Genomic DNA, 15,192 nt, shown 5'->3' with positions numbered 1-15,192 from the left:
ACGCAACGATGTGCTCCAGGTGCCGCGGGAACGTCGGCATCTTGGGGCGCTTCGCGGGTAACAGCGTTACCACGCCGCCAAGTTCACGAGTGGAGGATCGGATGGCCAGCGCCGCCTCGCGCCTGCGCACCGCCAAGGGCGAACCGAACGAGGAGACGAAGAAGGGCAGGGGATCCGGCAGGAGCGCCGGGCTGTTCACCAGGACCGCACAGCTGGTCAGGGGCCGCGGCACCGCGGCCGGGGCCACCAAGGAGAAGGGCGGCGCCGCCAAGCCCGCGGGCACCGGCAAGAACGGCGCCGGCGGGAAGAAGGGCGCCACCGGCAGGGCTCGCGGCTTCGGCAGGAAGCCCGCCCCGGGAAAGGCGCCGGGGAAGGCGCCCGGCAAGGCCACCACTGCCAAGGCCTCCTCCGCCAAGGCCACCACCGGGAAAGCCTCGTCCGCCAAGGCCGACGCCGCCGAGCGGCGTCCGCTGCCCCTCCCCCTGCGGCTGCTGGCCATGACGTGTGCCTTCGCCGTGATGGTGGCGTTCGCGGTCGTGCTGGCCAAGCTGACGCTCGACCCCTCCCCCGCCTCGGTCTCGATCGCCCACACCAACCTGCACCCCGGCGCCACCCTGAAGATCTATCTGGACCAGCCCGCGTTCCGCGACGCCGTGAAGCAGGTCGGCGGGAACATCCTGCTGGGCGTCCCGTTCGGGATCCTGGTGCCGGTCCTCGCGCCGGGTGCCCGGGGCGTCCTGCGGGTGCTGCTGCTCACCGCGATCGTGATGCTGCTGGTGGAGCTGGCACAGGGCGCGCTGGTCACCGGCCGGGCGTTCGACGTGGACGACGTCATCCTCAACACCACGGGCGCGCTGGTCGGTTGGCTGCTCCTTGGCCGCCGGCTCGGTCGCGCGGTGCACGCCCGCAAGCGCAAGGCCTGACGGCCGGGCGGGCGTCCGGAACCAGCCACCAGATCGTCCAGCACCGGTCCGTACCAAAGTATTGACTCACGACTTATCTCACTCCTTAAATCAACAGGCATCACCCTTACCCCCCACCCCGGCCGGACGCCTCCCCGCGCACGGCCGCCGTACGGAAGGGAGCGCCATGGCCTCGCCACGACTGCTCCGTAGATGCCTGTTCGCCGTCCTGTCCGCCGCCGCCCTGGTCGGGTCCGTCGCGGTCGGTCCCGCACACCGGGCCGAGGCCGCCGACGCGAGCGCGGCAGCCGTGACCTTCTCCGACAACTTCGACGGAGCCGCCGGTTCGGCGGTGAACTCCTCGAAGTGGACGCTGGAGACCGGCGACAACGTCAACAACCACGAACGGGAGTACTACACCTCCGGCACCGACAACGCCGCCCTCGACGGCCAGGGCCACCTGGTCATCACGGCGAAGAAGGAGAACCCCGCCAACTACCAGTGCTGGTACGGCACCTGCCAGTACACCTCGGCCCGGCTGAACACCTCGGGCAGGTTCAGCGCGCAGTACGGACATGTCGAGGCCCGGATGAAGATCCCGCGCGGGCAGGGCATGTGGCCGGCGTTCTGGATGCTCGGCACCGACATCGGGTCGGTCGGCTGGCCGAACTCCGGCGAGATCGACGTCATGGAGAACGTCGGCTACGAGCCCTCCACGGTCCACGGCACCATCCACGGCCCCGGCTACTCCGGGTCCAACGGGATAGGCGCCGCCTACTCGCTGTCGAACGGGCAGGCCTTCGCGGACGCCTTCCACACGTTCGCCGTCGACTGGGCGCCCAACTCGATCAGGTGGTCGGTCGACGGTGTCGTCTACCAGACGCGCACCCCCGCCGACGTGGGCGGCAACACCTGGGCCTTCAACAAGCCGTTCTTCCTGATCCTGAACCTGGCCGTGGGCGGCTACTGGCCGGGCGACCCGGACGGCTCGACCGCCTTCCCGGCGCAGCTGGTCGTGGACTCGGTGTCGGTGACCACCAGTGACAGCGCGGCCGGGGTCGCGATCAGGGGCCTGGCCGGCAAGTGCGTGGACGTGGCCGGGGCGAACACCGCCAACGGCACGCCCGTCGACCTCTACGACTGCAACGGCACCGCCGCCCAGCAGTGGACCGTCGGCAGCGACGGCACCATCCGCGCGCTGGGCAAGTGCCTGGACGTCACCGGCGGCGGCACGGCGGACGGCACGACGGTCCAGCTCTACGACTGCAACGGCACGGCCGCCCAGAAGTGGGCGGTCTCCTCGGCGAACGACATCGTGAACCCGCAGGCGAACAAGTGCCTGGACGTCACCGGCAACAACTCGGCCAACGGCACCCGGCTGCAGATCTGGACCTGCTCGGGCGGCGCCAACCAGAAGTGGACGGTCGGCTGACCGCAGGGCGTGCCGCGGGCCTGGGCTAGCGGCGCAGCGGGCGGGGCGCCCAGGTGAACTTGTCCCCGCCCACCCAGCAGACCACGTCCGGATCGTCCAGGTCGTGGACCTGGATGCCGTAGGACGCGGCGACCTCCAGCACGTCCGTGACGGCGCGCGCCTGGCCGACCACCTCACCGTCGATCTCCACGATGCGGAAGGGCGGGGTGCCGGGCTTGCCGGTCATGACTCCGAGCACCAGGATCCGCGGCTGGGAGATGTACGGGCTCGCTATCTCGGTCATGCAATCGAGGGTAGATCTCCCTGGCCGGAAGTGACCGGCGCAAGTCACCCCGACGGCCGAGGCCGCCACGGACTTTGCCAGGATATTTGCGCAGGATTCTTCAGTTTTGCGCGGCTTTGATAAAAGTACGGGCAAATCCACGACCGACCTTGGTGACGCTCGTCACCCGCCGGCCCGGAACACCCAGGGGTGGTTGCCCGTTGAACCAGGCGTGGGTGCGGATGGGACAGTGTCCCCGGGCCTCACCTTTTGCCCACAGGGACGATCGTTCGGCTGAAGCCCTGTGGAGCCTTTCGCCGAGAGGCGACCGCCATCCGTGCCCACCACCTTGGCCGCCCCGGCCGCGAATCCCCCGTCGCGGCCGGGGCTTTCTCCTGTTCGGGACCGATCACGGCCGTCCGGCCCGGCGCGCCGCCCCGGCTTGACTTCGAGAGCACTCGAATTCGTAGCGTTCGAGTCATGAGCGCTACGACACCTCAGCACAAGATCGGTTCCGGATTCGGCGCGGCCAGCACGGCCGACGAGGTCCTGGCGGGCCTCGACCTCGGCGGCCGGCTCGCCGTCGTCACCGGCGGCTACTCCGGGCTCGGACTGGAGACCACCCGGGCCCTCACCAGGGCCGGCGCCCACGTCGTCGTCCCCGCACGGCGCGCCGAGACCGCCCACGAGGCGCTGGCGGGCCTCGACGGGGTCGAGGTGGACGAGCTGGACCTCGGCGACCTGGACAGCGTGCGCGGCTTCGCGGAGCGGTTCCTGGCCTCCGGACGGACCGTCGACTTCATGATCGACAGCGCGGGGATCATGGCCTGCCCGGAGACCCGGGTCGGGCCCGGCTGGGAGGCCCAGTTCGCCACCAACCACCTCGGGCACTTCGCCCTCGTCAACCGGCTCTGGCCGGCCCTCGCGCCCGGCGGCGCCCGGGTCGTGTCGGTCTCCTCGCGCGCCCACCACTTCGCCGGCATGCGCTGGGACGACGTCCAGTGGACGCACGGCTACGACAAGTGGGAGGCGTACGGTCAGGCCAAGACCGCGAACGTGCTGTTCGCCGTGCACCTCGACCGGCTCGGCCGGGACTCCGGCGTGCGGGCCTTCGCCCTGCACCCCGGCGGCATCATGACCCCGCTCCAGCGGCACATCCCCCGCGAGGAGATGATCGAGCGCGGCTGGATCGACGAGCAGGGCACCTTCCTGAACCCGCAGGGCTTCAAGACGCCCGAGCAGGGTGCGGCCACCCAGACCTGGGCGGCCACCTCCGCGCAGCTGGCGGACATGGGCGGGGTGTACCTGGAGGACTGCGACGTCGCCGAGCCCGCCGTGGAGGGCGCGACGGCCGGCGTGAAGGCGTGGGCGGTCGACCCGGAGCAGGCCGCCCGGCTGTGGGACCTGTCGGCGGAGCTGACCGGCGTCGACGCGTTCGCCTGAGGCGAGCGGGGACGCGGTACCCGACGAGCCGTCGCCCCTTGCCGGGGTCAGGCCGACGGCTCGTCGGGTACCGGGTCCCCGGGGTGCACCGCCCCCGAGCGCGGTGCCCCCCGGGGACCCGCGCCGGCCTCGTCGGGGTCGGGGAGGCCGGTGTCGCCGTGCTCCTCTTGCCGTCCGCTCTCCGCGGCCTCCCACGGGTCGCGGCCGGACCCGGCCTGCTGGTCCGGGAGGTCCCGGGGCACCGGCTTGCCGCCCCGCTTCTCGCCCACCGCGTACTCCCCTCGCGTCGTTCCGGGACGACGCCCCAAGGCCTCGTCCCGTGATCTCGTCCGATGGCCTGGTGGCCCCGTCCGGGCATCAGCCGAGTACCTCGGCGGAACCGGGCGAAACCCGGGGTCGGCGCGGGGACGGGCGGGCGCTTCGGTCAGCGCGGGCTGCGTTCCTCCAGGGCCGCGCGCCAGGCGGGGAGCCGGTCCTCGGTCGCCGGTTCGGCGCGGCGGCCCCCGCGGTTGAAGAAGTCGGCGAGGGGCAGGATCGCGGCACCGACGGTGACCGCGTCCGGGCCGAGCCGGCCGAGGTCGATGGTGACCTGCTCGGCGGGGTGGCGCAGCGCGTACGTGGTGGCGTACCGGCGTACGGCGGGCAGGAAGCGGGCGCCCAGTTCCAGGCCCGCCCAGCCACCGATCAGGATCCGCTCCGGCTGGAACAGGTTGATCAGGTCGGAGAGGCCGGCGCCCAGGTACTCGGCGGTCTCCTCCAGGACGGCGAGCGCGACCGGGTCGGGCTCGGCGCCCTCGGACGGGTAGGCGGCGGCGAGCATCGCGGCGAGCGCGGTCTCCTCGTCGACGCCCTCGGCCGGCCGGCCGCCCTCCTCGTGCCAGCGGGCCAGCAGCGACTCGGCGCCGGCGTACGCCTCCAGGCAGCCGAGCGCTCCGCAGCGGCAGCGGCGGCCCCGCACCCGTACCGTCAGATGTCCCCACTCGACGGCCCGGCCGTTCTCGACGTCGGCGGTGACCAGGCAGGCGCCGACGCCGGAGCCGAAGAGCACCACGACCGCGTTGTCCGCGCCGCGGCCGGCGCCGAACCACATCTCGGCCTGGCCGAGGGTCTTGGCGCCGTTGTCGATGAAGTACCGCACCGAGTCCGGGAGCCGGCAGCCGGAGCGGAGCAGTTCCTCCAGCGGGACGGCGTCCCAGCCGATGGTCTGGCCGTGTACGACGGCGCCCCGGTCGTCGGTGTGCTCGATGATGCCGGGGACGCCGACGCCGACGCCGAGGAGCAGTTCCGGCGAGGCGCCCTCGGTGGCGAGGACCTCGTCGATGCCGTCCCTGATGTGGCCGACGATCACCTCGACGTCGTAGCCCTGCTGCGCCAGGGGGCGCTCGACGCGGGCCAGTTCGGTGAGGTTGAGGTCGAACAGCTCGACCCGGACCCGGGTCTCGCCGACGTCCACGCCGATCATGTGGCCGCTGTGCGGGGCGACGCGCAGCAGGGTGCGCGGACGGCCGCCGTCGGAGTCGACGCTGCCGGCCTCCTCGACCAGGCCGTCGGCGACCAGGTCCGCGACCACGTTGCTCACCGAGCCGGAGCTCAGGCCCGTGGCCGGGCCCAGCTCGAAGCGGCTCAGGGGGCCGTCGAAGTAGAGCCTCTGCAGTACGGCCGTGCGGTTGGCCCTCCTGAGGTCGCGTACCGTGCGCCCGTTCCGCCCCGCCATGTGGCTCCCTTCACGAACCCTGCCCGACCTGCAACATACTCCTTCGGGAGGGTGGAAGCGATATTTTCCCAACCCTTAGTTCACGCTGTGAGCTAAGGAGGGGGAGGCACCGGGTCGCGCCACAGGGGTGCGGGTCGCGCGCGGACCGACGGCCGCAGGGGGCTTGTCGCGCAGTTCCCCGCGCCCCTCAAGGGGCGCTCCGCACCAAGGCCTCGATCAGGAGGATGCGTACACATCCTCCACGAAACGTCCGTCCGCCACCAGGGAGTTCAGCCATTCCTCGGCGTTTCCGCCAGGCGTGCGATCCCGGTAGATGGCGCGGAACGCCTCCCGAACCCCCGGTGCCATCCTGGCGCCGTCTCCGCAGACGTACACCCGGGCGCCGGCTTCCAGCAGGTGCCACACCTCGTCCGCCTCGGCCGCGATGCGGTGCTGGACGAAGGTGCCGGCCGTGCTGAAGGCCGGGCGCAGGGAGACGGCACCGGCGGTCTGCGCGGCGTGGAGTTCCTCGGCGTGCAGGTAGTCGGCGGCGGCGGCGTTGCAGCCGAAGTAGCAGAGGGCGGGCGGGAGTTCGGCGCCCGACCGGAGGGCCGCGGTGCGGTCGGCGACGGCACCGCGGAAGGGTGCGAGGCCGGTGCCCGCGGCGATCATGACGACCGGGGCGCTGCCGTCGATCCGGAAGGCCTCCCGGCAGGGCTGGACGCGGGCGTAGAGCGTGTCGCCGGGGCGCAGGGTGGCCAGGTGGCCCGAGCCGGTACCCCGGTAGGTGCCTTTGCCGGAGCGGGCGGGGGCCTCCAGGAGGGAGATCATCAGGTCCGCGTGGCGGGGGTCGGCGGCCGGGGACGAGGAGATCGAGTAGTGCCGGGGCTTCAGCGGGGTTAGGAGGTCCAGGAGGCGGGGCCAGTCGAGGGCGCCGCGCAGGGCGGGGTGGTCCTCGACGATCTCGACGAGGGTGCGCGGGTCGCCGGCCGGGGAGCCCGCGGTGGCGAGCGCGGCGAGCGACGCCTTCTCGGGTGGGCAGGGGTTGGCGTCGGCCAGGAGAGAGAGCTGGTGGGCGGTGGGCCGCTCCTGCAACTCGACGTGATGGGCCAGAAGTTGACGTACCGTCAGTGGACGGTCGACGGCGAGGTCGTCGCGGCGCGGGCGGCCGGCGCGGATGTCGAGGACGGTGTCGGGGTCGACGCCGAGAGCGGTGATCGCGCGGGCGACCAGCGCGGGATCGTTGGCGGGGAGCACGGTGAGGTGGTCGGCGGTGCGGTAGGTGACGTCCTCGGGCAGGGCGATCCGCAGGAAGCGCTTGGTGCGGCTGTAGCCGGGAGCGGTGAGGTCGTGCGCCTCGGTGACGGTCATCGGGACGAGTCCGTGCTGCTCGGCGAGGGCGTCGAGCGGGCCGCCGGTCAGGGTGCGGACCTCGTACCCGGCGGTGGGCTCCGGCGTGGCGACGGCGTCGGGGTCGCCGTACCGCTCCAGCAGGGCGGTGCGCAGCCGGGCGGTGAACTCGCGGACCGTGCCGCCGAGGTCGCCGGAGGCGTCGGCGGCGGCACGGTCGGCGAGGCGGGTGGCGCCGAGCTCGGCGAGGCGGGCGTCGACGCGGGTCGGGAAGTGCTGGTAGGTGGCGGCCCAGTTGCGGTCGCCGACCCCGAGGACGGCGTAGGTCACTCCGGTGAGGTCGGGGCCGCCGTCGAGCCAGGCGGCGAAGGCGGTGGCGTCGTCGGTGGGGCGGCCGTTGTAGGAGGCGGCGGTGATGACGACGGGCCGGTCGGTGGGCAGGCCGCCGGCGTAGGCGTCCAGGGCCGCGACCTCGGTGTCACAGCCGATGTCGCCCGCCTCGTCGGCGAGTTGGGCGGCGAAGCCGCGGCAGGTGCCGTAGTTGCTGCCGTGCAGGAGGAGGGCGCCGGTACCGGTGCGGACCCGGGCCGGGAGCGCGGCCGTCGTGTGCGGGTCGTGGGCGGCGGTCGGCAGGGCGCCCGGCAGGGGCGGATGGACGCGGTCGGCGGGGGTGCGCGGGGTCAGAGTCAGGGTGAAGCCCTCGGGCTTGAGGGTGAGGGTCTCCTTGACGGTGAGCGCGTAGTCCGCGTGGTCGTGCGGCCGGTAGCGGTGCACCAGCACGGCCAGCAGCATGGTCGCCTCGTGGAGCGCGAACTGCCGCCCGATGCAGGCGCGTTCACCGGTGCCGAAGGGCTTGAAGGCATGCACAGGGCGGGCCGCCTCGGCCTCCGGGGCGAACCGGGAGGGGTCGAACAGCTCGGGATTGTCGCCCCAGACGGGCTGCCGGTGCAGCATCGGCGCGAGGACGGTGACGGACTGCCCGGCCTTCAGCGGGATCCGGCCGCCGAGCAGGGTGTCCTCAAGGGCGTGCCGGCCGAAGGCGGCGGCGGTCGGCCACAGCCGCAGCGCCTCGTTGAGCACCTGCCGGGTGTAGGCCAGCCGGCCCACCTCGTCGTACGTCGGCTCCGGGTCGGGCGTGTCGCCCCACAGGGCGTCCGCCTCGCGCTGCACCAGTTGGAGCGCGGTGGGGTGCTTGGCCAGGTAGTACAGGGCGAAGGACATCGCGCCGGAGGTGGTCTCGTGGCCCGCGATGAGGAAGGTGATGACCTGGTTGCGGATGTTGGCGCGGTCCAGGGTGGTGCCGTCCTCGGGGTGCCGGGCGGAGAGCATCAGGCCGAGGAGGTCCCCGGCTTCGCTCTGGTCGGTGCCGGTGCGGGCGGCGATGACGTCGTCCACGACCTGGGCGAGGTAGCCGGCGTCGTCCTGGAAGGCCGCGTCGGCCGCCGAGTGGTCGGTACCGGGCTTGCGGGCCAGGCGGGTCATGCTCCACTCCAGGCAGCGGACCATGGACTCGACGAAGGGGTGGGGTTCGGCGCGCTCGAAGGAGCCGAAGTCGTAGCCGAACCCGGCCAGACCGATGGTGTCGAGGGTCATCCGGGTCATGTCGTCCGGGACGTCGACCGGACGTCCGTCGCGGGCGGCCCGGTCCCAGGACCCGATGAGCCGGCGGGCGACCCGCACCATCACCGGGTGGTAGGTGCGCATCGAGCCGAGCGCGAAGGCGGGCATCAGGATGTCGTGCGCCTTGGCCCAGTTGGGCTCGGGCGGACCGGTACGGGGAGCTGACGGCGGACCCGGTGAGCGAGGCGGTGGGCGAGACGCCCTCGCTGCTGGTGATGTTGCGGGTGGACGGCGAGCGCGCGGCACCGCGGGCGGAGCCCGCACGGGTCACACCGGTCGAGGGTCGGGTGCTGGCGCTGCTGGCCGGGGGCGCCACCACCGAGCGGGCCGCCAAGGAGCTGGGCCTGACCAGGGACGGTGTCACCTACCACCTGCGCCGCCTTTCGGCCCGCTGGGACGCGGCCAACCGCACCGGACTGATCGCCCGCGCCTACGCCTTGGGCGTGCTCAGGCCGGACGTCTGGCCACCCGTCCCGGCCGGGTAGGCGGTACCCGCGGCGGCGGGGGCACCGAAGCGGGGACGAACCGGGAGTGACAGGCGCCGTCCCGGACGAGCGCCTCCAGGATCGGCAGGCCGGTCGAGAGGCGGTCCGGGTGGAAGTTCAGGGTGATGCGCAGGCCGGGGTCGAGGAGCGGGCCCGAGGAGAGCGCGGCCACGTGGCGCAGTGCCGCCGTGCCCCGTGCCGTCCCGGTGTCCGTGACGTCCATCGGACTCCCCCTGTGCCCGGTCCGGTGCCGGCCGCGGGCTGTGCCCGGTCCGGTGCCGGCCGACCCTGGCCGATCACGCCGAGGAGGGTCGCGGCCGTTTCGCCGTGCAGGTCAGCTCGTCACGGCGATGAGCACTCCGAAGCCCAGGAAGAGCAGCGCGCCGAAGGCCAGGAACACCACAGGGCCCACGACGTGCCGCCACATGCGCACCCGGGCGATCTGCGGGTTCTGTGCCAGGTAGACGACCTCCACCTGCCGTCCCGTCGCCAGGCCCATGCCGGTCCCCTGCGCCCGTGGCCTGAACTCCACCCGGTAGCCCAGGCGGTCCGTGAAGGCGATGACCGGGACCCACTTCGGCCCGTCGCTGTCCCTGGTGCGCACGTTGTCCACGACGAGTCCCCAGGTGTGCACGCCGTGCCGCCGCAGCCGGTGCACCACCGTGCCCTCGTGCACCGCGGCCACGAGCAGCCCCAGGCCGGCCACCGCGCACAGCACCGCACCGATGTTCAAAGCCTCAACCCTTCCGCCCCGCCCGACCGTTCAGCACCTCGGCTGGAGAAGACGCGTCGGCCTGGCGTTCGGTTTCCGAGGCCGGGGTTCCGCTTCGGGAACTTTCCGTAATCGGCTCTGGTCAAGCAGCCACCGGCGCGGTAGTCATCTGCGGAAAACACGTTCGCCGTGACACACGAGTGGGAACAGGCCAAGGGATGCACACCGTACGGAAGTGGGCCGAGGGGCTGCGGCGACTCCTGCACCGGCACCGGGACCCGGTGGTCGTCCAGACCCTGCGGTCGGCCACCGCGGCCACGATCGCCTACGTGGTCGCGCTCCACCTGAGCCCGGAGCCGGCACCGCTGACCGCCCCGCTGACCGCGCTGCTGGTCGTCCAGGTGACCCTGTACGCCACCCTGACCAACGGTTTCCGCCGGGTCAACTCGGTGGTGGCCGGGGTACTGGTGGCCATCGCCTTCAGCCAGCTGGTGGGGCTGACCTGGTGGAGTCTGGCCCTGCTGATCGTGGCCTCGCTGGGGGTCGGCCATCTGGTGCGGGTCGACGAGTACATCCCCGAGGTGGCGATCAGCGCCATGCTGGTCCTCGGGGTCACGACGATCAGCAGTACGGCGTGGGCGCGGATCGTGGAGACCCTGATCGGCGCGGTCGTCGGCATGGGCTGCAACCTGCTGCTGCCGCCCCCGGTGTGGGTGGACGAGGCCGGGGAGTCGATCGAGGGCCTGGCCCGCCGGCTGCGGCAGCTGATGCTGCGGATGGGCGAGGAGGCGGCGGAGGTCATGCCGTGGCAGCAGGCCGCCGCACGGCTGCACGAGGCCCGCCGCCTGGACCACGCCATCGTCGAGGTGGACGCGGCGCTGCGGCAGGCGGAGGACAGTCTGCGGCTCAATCCGCGGGTCAGGGAGGGGCTGCTGCACCGGGTGGTGCTGCGCACCGGCCTGGACACGCTGGAGATCTGCACGGTCGTGCTGCGCGTGCTGGCCCGCACCTTCACCGACCTGGCCAAGGCCCGCGAGCCCGAACCGCTGTTCGCGTCGGACGCGGGTACGGCCGTGGAGCAGCTGCTGTCCCAGATCGCCGACGCCGTGGTCAGCTTCGCGGTGCTGGTGACCACCAGCATCAGCGAGAACGCCGAGTCGGCCGAGGCCCGGCTCGCCGCCGAGCTGCACGCCGCGTCCGGCACCCGCGACAAGCTCGCCGACCTGCTCCACGAGGAGATCCGCCACGACGACCGGAACTGGCAGCTGCTCGGCGCCGTCCTGACCGAGGTCAACCGGCTCCTTGACGAGCTCGACACCGAGCACCGCACCCGCCGTCTGCTGGAGGAACTGGACCGGGTCTCCGGCGAGCAGCGCGCCAGGCGGCCGTGGCTGACCTGGCTGCGGGAGCGGGTGGGCGTACCGGACCGGCTGCGCCGGAACCGGGGCGGTGGTCCCGGACGTTCTCCGTCAGGGACGGGGAAGGGGGCACGCCGATGACGGACACGGCGGTACGGATCGACGGGAACACACTGCGGCTGCCGGGCGGGGTGGCGGTGCGGTTCGTGCGCACGCTGCGGCTGCCGGAGACGGGCACGCATCCGCTGCCGCCGGGGCTGGGCGAGTTCCCGCTCCGGCGGGTGAGCGATTTCCCGGACACGGTTCCGGAGGAGTGGCGGGCGCGCGGTGGGGTGATGCTGCCGGTGTACCTGCGCGAGGCGATGTGGCTGAGCTTCGCGGGCACGACGGAACCGGCCGCGCTCCAGGTCGGCGTCGGCAAGGTGTGCGCGGTCTCCGGCGAGCCGTGGCGTGACCGGCTGTCCCGGAGACCGCAGAACTACCTGGTGCTGCCGCGCCAGCCGTGGCTGGACGGCATCAACTCCGGGAAGGGCACGGTCCGCCAGTTCGTGGCGGTGCCGCTCGGGCTGGGCGCGACGGTGGAGGGGCAGGTCACCGGCGAGGAGGTGTGGGGCGGGGTGCAGCTCCAGTCCTTCACGCTCGGGGACGGCCCGCTCGCCGAGTGGCGGCGCCAGGAGCGGTTGCGCCAGGAGCAGCTGCGGCGGGAGCGGATGCGCGGGCCCGCCGGCGCCGTCGGCGCGGCCCTGCCGATGATGTCCGCCCTTCCCGCGCCCGCCCCCGCCCCGGGCGGCGCCCCGGCCGCCAGGTCGGCCGGGATGGGGCTCGGCGTCGGCGGCTCGATGCGCCAGGAGGTGTACGAGGACGACCGGCCGCCGGGCGACTGGGCCGGGATCCCGGCCGGGCGCGTCTTCGTGCACCTGGTCACGCCCCCGCAGTGGCACCGCATCACCGGCGAGGCGCCCCCGCCGTCGCCGGTGGACCGGGCGGCGTACACCCGCGCGGGCCTGCCCTGGTACGACTACTACGACCAGGACGCCCGGGATCTCGCCCCCACGGACACCCTGGAGGCGGTCAAGCCGGTGGGCGACTGGCTCGGCGACGACCTGGAGACCTGGCAGCAGCCGGCCCCGGGACAGGTGGTTCCGCTGAAGGACGCGCAGGGCAAGCCGGTGGAGGACGGCGACTGGTGACACCGTTGCACCCGATGCAACGGCTGTTGCTTTTCTTGCGCTGCCTCCGTGGTCCACGTCAAGGTGTGTCAGGTCCGGGGTGACTCACGACCTGAGGTGCGTGGCATGGGCAGTGGTACGGAAGGGACGCGCGGCGGCTGGAGCAGGCGCCGGTTCGTCGGCGCGGTGGCGGGCGTGGGCGCGGTGGTCGCGGTCCCGGCGCCGGCGGCACCCCCCGCGGAGCGGTCCCGCCGGGCGCCGCGGCCGGCGGCCGGCACCCCGGCGCGGACTCCCTCGGCGCCCCGCCCGCTCTACCTCGGCACCTACACCTCCGTGGACGGCGGCGGCACCGGCATCGGCCTGGCCGCCTACGACCCCGTGACCGGCGCGATCACGGGCACCGGCACGCTCACCGGGGTCGCCGACCCGTCGTACCTCGCGGTCCACCCGGACGGCCGCACGCTCTACGCGGTGAACGAGCGCACGGACGGAGGCGTGACCGCCGTACGCATGGCGGACCGGAGGATCCTGGGCAGCCGGAGCACGGGCGGGGCGGGCCCGTGCCATGTCTCGGTCCATCCGACCGGCCGCTGGCTGCTGAGCGCCAACTACACCTCGGGCAGTGTGGCCGTGCACCCGATCGACGCCTCGGGCGCCCTCGGCGAGCGCACCGCCCTGGTCACGCATTCCAGTCCGGCCCCAGGGCCCGGTCAACAGGGCCCGCACGCCCACCAGTTCATCACCAGCCCGGACGGCGGCCATGTACTCGCCACGGACCTCGGCACCGACACGGTCTACAGCTACCGCCTCGATCCCGCCCGGGGCACGCTCACCGAGGCCGCCCAGGCGCACACGAAGCCGGGGGCGGGCCCGCGCCATCTGACCTTCCATCCGGGCGGCCGGTACGCGTACCTGGCCGACGAGGTGGGCAACACCGTCTCGGTCTGCGGCTACGACCCGGCCACCGGCCGGCTGACGATCGGCGATCCGCAGTCCACCGGCAGTGCGGCCGGTACCACCAACTACCCGGCCCAGTTCCTGGTCACCGCGGACGGCGGCCATGCCTATCTGGCCAACCGGGGCGACAACACCCTTGCGCGGTACGCGGTCGAGGCCGCCGGGGCCCGGCTGCGGCTGCTGGACACGGTGCCGGTGCACGGGGACTTCCCGCGGCAGACCGCCTTCTCCCCCGACGGCCGGCTGCTGTTCGCGGCCAACCAGCGGTCCGGCACCGTGAGCGTCTTCACCGTCGATCCGGACAGCGGTGAACTCCGGCTCGCGGGCGAGCCGTTCGCGTCACCGGTCGCCGTCTGCGCGCTGCCGCTGTAGCGTCCGCGGGCAGGAGGCCGCCGCGCTCGCCCGGGCGAGCAGGGCGTGCATGCGCTCGGTGAGCTGGGAGACGTCGTCGGCGGGCGCGTGGAAGACGAGCCGTACGTCGCCGTGCGCGCGGGTGCGTTCGATGCGCAGGGTCAGTCCGTGCCGGTCCACGGCGAGCGGCTGGACCCGGGTCGCGGCGTGCAGGCTCTCGGGCTCGACGAGCCGGGTGAGCCGCTCGACGGCGTCCGGGTGGGAGTCGGCGAGGTGGGTGAGCAGTCCGGCCTCGGCGCCGGCCAGCGGGTCCGGCCGGGCGGCGGCGAACTCGTCGCGGTCGACGACCACGGCGCCGGAGGGCCGGCGCAACACCACCCGGGTGGGGTGGAAGACGAGGTGCTCGTCGGCGGGGCCGAACCAGCCGGCCATCCAGAGCCGGGCCCGGATCCGGCTCCGCACCGGGACCGGCGCCACGTCGGCGAACTCCAGCACCGCGGACGGCTCGCCGCGCGGGGCGCAGATCGCCGCCGTGAGCAGGGCGCTGTCCTCGGGCACGTGCAGCAGCACCCGGCCGTCGTCGGCGACGGCGTGCGCGCCGACGTACTCCTCGCGTCCGCCGTCCGCGGTCACCATGCACGACCACGCGACGGCCAGCAGGGACCGGGCCTGCTCCGCCGCACCGGGTCCGGCCGCCCAGGCTGCCTGTTCGTCACCCATCCCGAAACCTCCTTAGGTAAGCCTCACCTAACTTATCGAAGATCGGGGGGTACGCCAAGCACGGGATGCGTCACGTACGTGAAGAACCGGCCGGGACCGGAAGCCGGGCGGTCAGGAGATGACGCCCAGCAGGGCCCGCGCGCACAGGTCCCGGACCTGTTCCCGCGTCAGTTCCTCGGTGCGCAGCCACTCCAGGCAGACGTGCGTGGTGAAGGCGAGCCAGCCGCGCACCGCCAGCCTGGTGTCGGGGCGCTGCCCGAGGGCGGGGCCGAACTCGGGGTCGGCGGCGAGTGCGGCGAGGATCTGGCGCTCCTGGGCCGCCTGGGCCTGCCGGTAGACGCGGCGCACGGCCTGGTCGCCGGAGGCCTCCGCGCGGTGGAAGGCGCGGAAACCGTGCGCGTGGGTGTGGACGTAGTCGAGGTAGACGTCGAGGCCCGCGGTGAGCTGCTCGCGGGCGGACACACCGGGCTCGGCCGCCGTCATCCGCAGCATCCGCTCGCTCTCGCGCGCCACGACCGCCGCGAAGAAATCACGTTTCGTCGGAAAATAGTGGTACAGCAGGCCCCGGGAGACCCCCGCGATCTCGGCGACCTGCTCGATCCACACGTCGTCGTACGGGCTCTCCGAGAAGAGCCTGGCCCCGACCGAGAGGAGTTGCTCACGGCGCTCCGCGGTGCTGAGTCTGCGGCGGCTGCGCTCACCCTGGTTCGGGACCATGTCCGCACTTTACTTGACGTG

At 73.2% G+C, this 15,192-nt stretch carries 13 protein-coding genes and 2 pseudogenes; 7 read left to right on the top strand and 8 right to left on the bottom strand.

Going from position 1 to position 15,192, the window contains the following annotated elements; translation table 11 throughout:
• The first annotated feature begins 470 nt into the window (after positions 1 to 470).
• Positions 471 to 923, top strand: coding sequence for a VanZ family protein (locus ACGF5O_RS30815; protein WP_393813489.1), 453 nt, complete (start codon positions 471 to 473; stop codon positions 921 to 923).
• Positions 924 to 1,089: 166 nt separating this feature from the next.
• On the top strand, positions 1,090 to 2,334 hold the full coding sequence (locus ACGF5O_RS30810) for a ricin-type beta-trefoil lectin domain protein (protein WP_393813159.1): 1,245 nt from the start codon (positions 1,090 to 1,092) through the stop codon (positions 2,332 to 2,334).
• Between the two features lie 25 nt (positions 2,335 to 2,359).
• On the opposite strand, the gene ACGF5O_RS30805 is transcribed toward ACGF5O_RS30810, so the two are convergent.
• Entirely contained in the window at positions 2,360 to 2,617 is a 258-nt protein-coding gene (locus tag ACGF5O_RS30805; RefSeq protein ID WP_393813158.1) for a hypothetical protein, read from the bottom strand.
• A gap of 459 nt (positions 2,618 to 3,076) precedes the next feature.
• Here ACGF5O_RS30805 and ACGF5O_RS30800 point away from each other — a divergent pair, with 459 nt between their 5' ends.
• Positions 3,077 to 4,039: an SDR family NAD(P)-dependent oxidoreductase gene (locus ACGF5O_RS30800; RefSeq protein WP_393813157.1), complete on the top strand. Its 963-nt coding sequence runs from the start codon at positions 3,077 to 3,079 to the stop codon at positions 4,037 to 4,039.
• A 47-nt stretch (positions 4,040 to 4,086) separates the two neighbouring features.
• Here the strand turns inward: ACGF5O_RS30800 and ACGF5O_RS30795 are convergent, their stop codons facing one another.
• The 3 genes from ACGF5O_RS30795 to ACGF5O_RS30785 form a co-directional block, all read right to left on the bottom strand.
• Positions 4,087 to 4,308: a hypothetical protein gene (locus ACGF5O_RS30795; protein WP_393813156.1), complete on the bottom strand. Its 222-nt coding sequence runs from the start codon at positions 4,306 to 4,308 to the stop codon at positions 4,087 to 4,089.
• Positions 4,309 to 4,463: 155 nt separating this feature from the next.
• Entirely contained in the window at positions 4,464 to 5,753 is a 1,290-nt protein-coding gene (locus ACGF5O_RS30790; RefSeq protein WP_393813155.1) for an ROK family protein, read from the bottom strand.
• 216 nt (positions 5,754 to 5,969) lie between these two features.
• Entirely contained in the window at positions 5,970 to 8,810 is a 2,841-nt protein-coding gene (locus ACGF5O_RS30785) for a cytochrome P450 (protein ID WP_393813154.1), read from the bottom strand.
• Positions 8,811 to 8,845: 35 nt separating this feature from the next.
• On the opposite strand from ACGF5O_RS30785, the pseudogene ACGF5O_RS30780 reads away from it, so the two are divergent.
• Positions 8,846 to 9,237 (top strand): annotated as a pseudogene (locus ACGF5O_RS30780) (helix-turn-helix transcriptional regulator); the annotation flags it as partial.
• Here the strand turns inward: ACGF5O_RS30780 and ACGF5O_RS30775 are convergent.
• Together ACGF5O_RS30775 and ACGF5O_RS30770 are read right to left on the bottom strand one after the other, a co-directional pair.
• Positions 9,222 to 9,410: pseudogene (locus tag ACGF5O_RS30775) on the bottom strand (DUF3626 domain-containing protein); the annotation flags it as partial. The pseudogenes ACGF5O_RS30780 and ACGF5O_RS30775 sit on opposite strands and share 16 nt — an antisense overlap.
• Positions 9,411 to 9,521: 111 nt before the next feature.
• Positions 9,522 to 9,920 carry a DUF3592 domain-containing protein gene (locus ACGF5O_RS30770; protein ID WP_393813153.1) on the bottom strand — a complete coding sequence of 133 codons (399 nt, stop codon included), beginning with the start codon at positions 9,918 to 9,920 and terminating at the stop codon, positions 9,522 to 9,524.
• 197 nt (positions 9,921 to 10,117) lie between these two features.
• On the opposite strand from ACGF5O_RS30770, the gene ACGF5O_RS30765 reads away from it, so the two are divergent.
• The 3 genes from ACGF5O_RS30765 (at position 10,118) to ACGF5O_RS30755 (ending at position 13,755) form a co-directional block, all read left to right on the top strand.
• Complete coding sequence (locus ACGF5O_RS30765; RefSeq protein WP_393813152.1) at positions 10,118 to 11,398, top strand: aromatic acid exporter family protein; 1,281 nt, start codon at positions 10,118 to 10,120, stop codon at positions 11,396 to 11,398.
• Entirely contained in the window at positions 11,395 to 12,447 is a 1,053-nt protein-coding gene (locus ACGF5O_RS30760) for a hypothetical protein (RefSeq protein ID WP_393813151.1), read from the top strand. Before ACGF5O_RS30765 ends, ACGF5O_RS30760 begins: the two co-directional genes overlap by 4 nt.
• Before the next feature lie 105 nt (positions 12,448 to 12,552).
• Positions 12,553 to 13,755, top strand: a complete 1,203-nt coding sequence (locus ACGF5O_RS30755) for a lactonase family protein (RefSeq protein ID WP_393813150.1) — start codon at positions 12,553 to 12,555, stop codon at positions 13,753 to 13,755.
• Here the strand turns inward: ACGF5O_RS30755 and ACGF5O_RS30750 are convergent.
• The gene (locus ACGF5O_RS30750; RefSeq protein WP_393813149.1) at positions 13,723 to 14,454 is read right to left on the bottom strand and encodes a DUF2470 domain-containing protein; all 732 of its coding nucleotides are present in this window, start codon (positions 14,452 to 14,454) and stop codon (positions 13,723 to 13,725) included. The two genes, ACGF5O_RS30755 and ACGF5O_RS30750, sit on opposite strands and share 33 nt — an antisense overlap.
• A gap of 111 nt (positions 14,455 to 14,565) precedes the next feature.
• A complete protein-coding gene (locus tag ACGF5O_RS30745; protein ID WP_393813148.1) occupies positions 14,566 to 15,171 on the bottom strand; it encodes a TetR/AcrR family transcriptional regulator in 606 nt (201 codons plus the stop codon).
• Positions 15,172 to 15,192: the final 21 nt, after the last annotated feature.

Source organism: Streptomyces sp. NPDC048291 (genome assembly GCF_043201715.1).
Lineage (GTDB): Bacteria > Actinomycetota > Actinomycetes > Streptomycetales > Streptomycetaceae > Streptomyces.
The sequence above is the reverse complement of the archived record's forward strand: the minus strand, read 5'-3'. Positions and strand labels throughout refer to the sequence as shown.

Coding starts and splice junctions, on each gene's coding strand:
- ACGF5O_RS30810 (WP_393813159.1), top strand. CDS start 1,090: ATGGCCTCGCCACGACTGCTCCGTAGATGCCTGTTCGCCGTCCTGTCC.
- ACGF5O_RS30805 (WP_393813158.1), bottom strand. CDS start 2,617: ATGACCGAGATAGCGAGCCCGTACATCTCCCAGCCGCGGATCCTGGTG.
- ACGF5O_RS30800 (WP_393813157.1), top strand. CDS start 3,077: ATGAGCGCTACGACACCTCAGCACAAGATCGGTTCCGGATTCGGCGCG.
- ACGF5O_RS30790 (WP_393813155.1), bottom strand. CDS start 5,753: ATGGCGGGGCGGAACGGGCGCACGGTACGCGACCTCAGGAGGGCCAAC.
- ACGF5O_RS30785 (WP_393813154.1), bottom strand. CDS start 8,810: ATGCCCGCCTTCGCGCTCGGCTCGATGCGCACCTACCACCCGGTGATG.
- ACGF5O_RS30765 (WP_393813152.1), top strand. CDS start 10,118: ATGCACACCGTACGGAAGTGGGCCGAGGGGCTGCGGCGACTCCTGCAC.
- ACGF5O_RS30760 (WP_393813151.1), top strand. CDS start 11,395: ATGACGGACACGGCGGTACGGATCGACGGGAACACACTGCGGCTGCCG.
- ACGF5O_RS30755 (WP_393813150.1), top strand. CDS start 12,553: ATGGGCAGTGGTACGGAAGGGACGCGCGGCGGCTGGAGCAGGCGCCGG.
- ACGF5O_RS30750 (WP_393813149.1), bottom strand. CDS start 14,454: ATGGGTGACGAACAGGCAGCCTGGGCGGCCGGACCCGGTGCGGCGGAG.
- ACGF5O_RS30745 (WP_393813148.1), bottom strand. CDS start 15,171: ATGGTCCCGAACCAGGGTGAGCGCAGCCGCCGCAGACTCAGCACCGCG.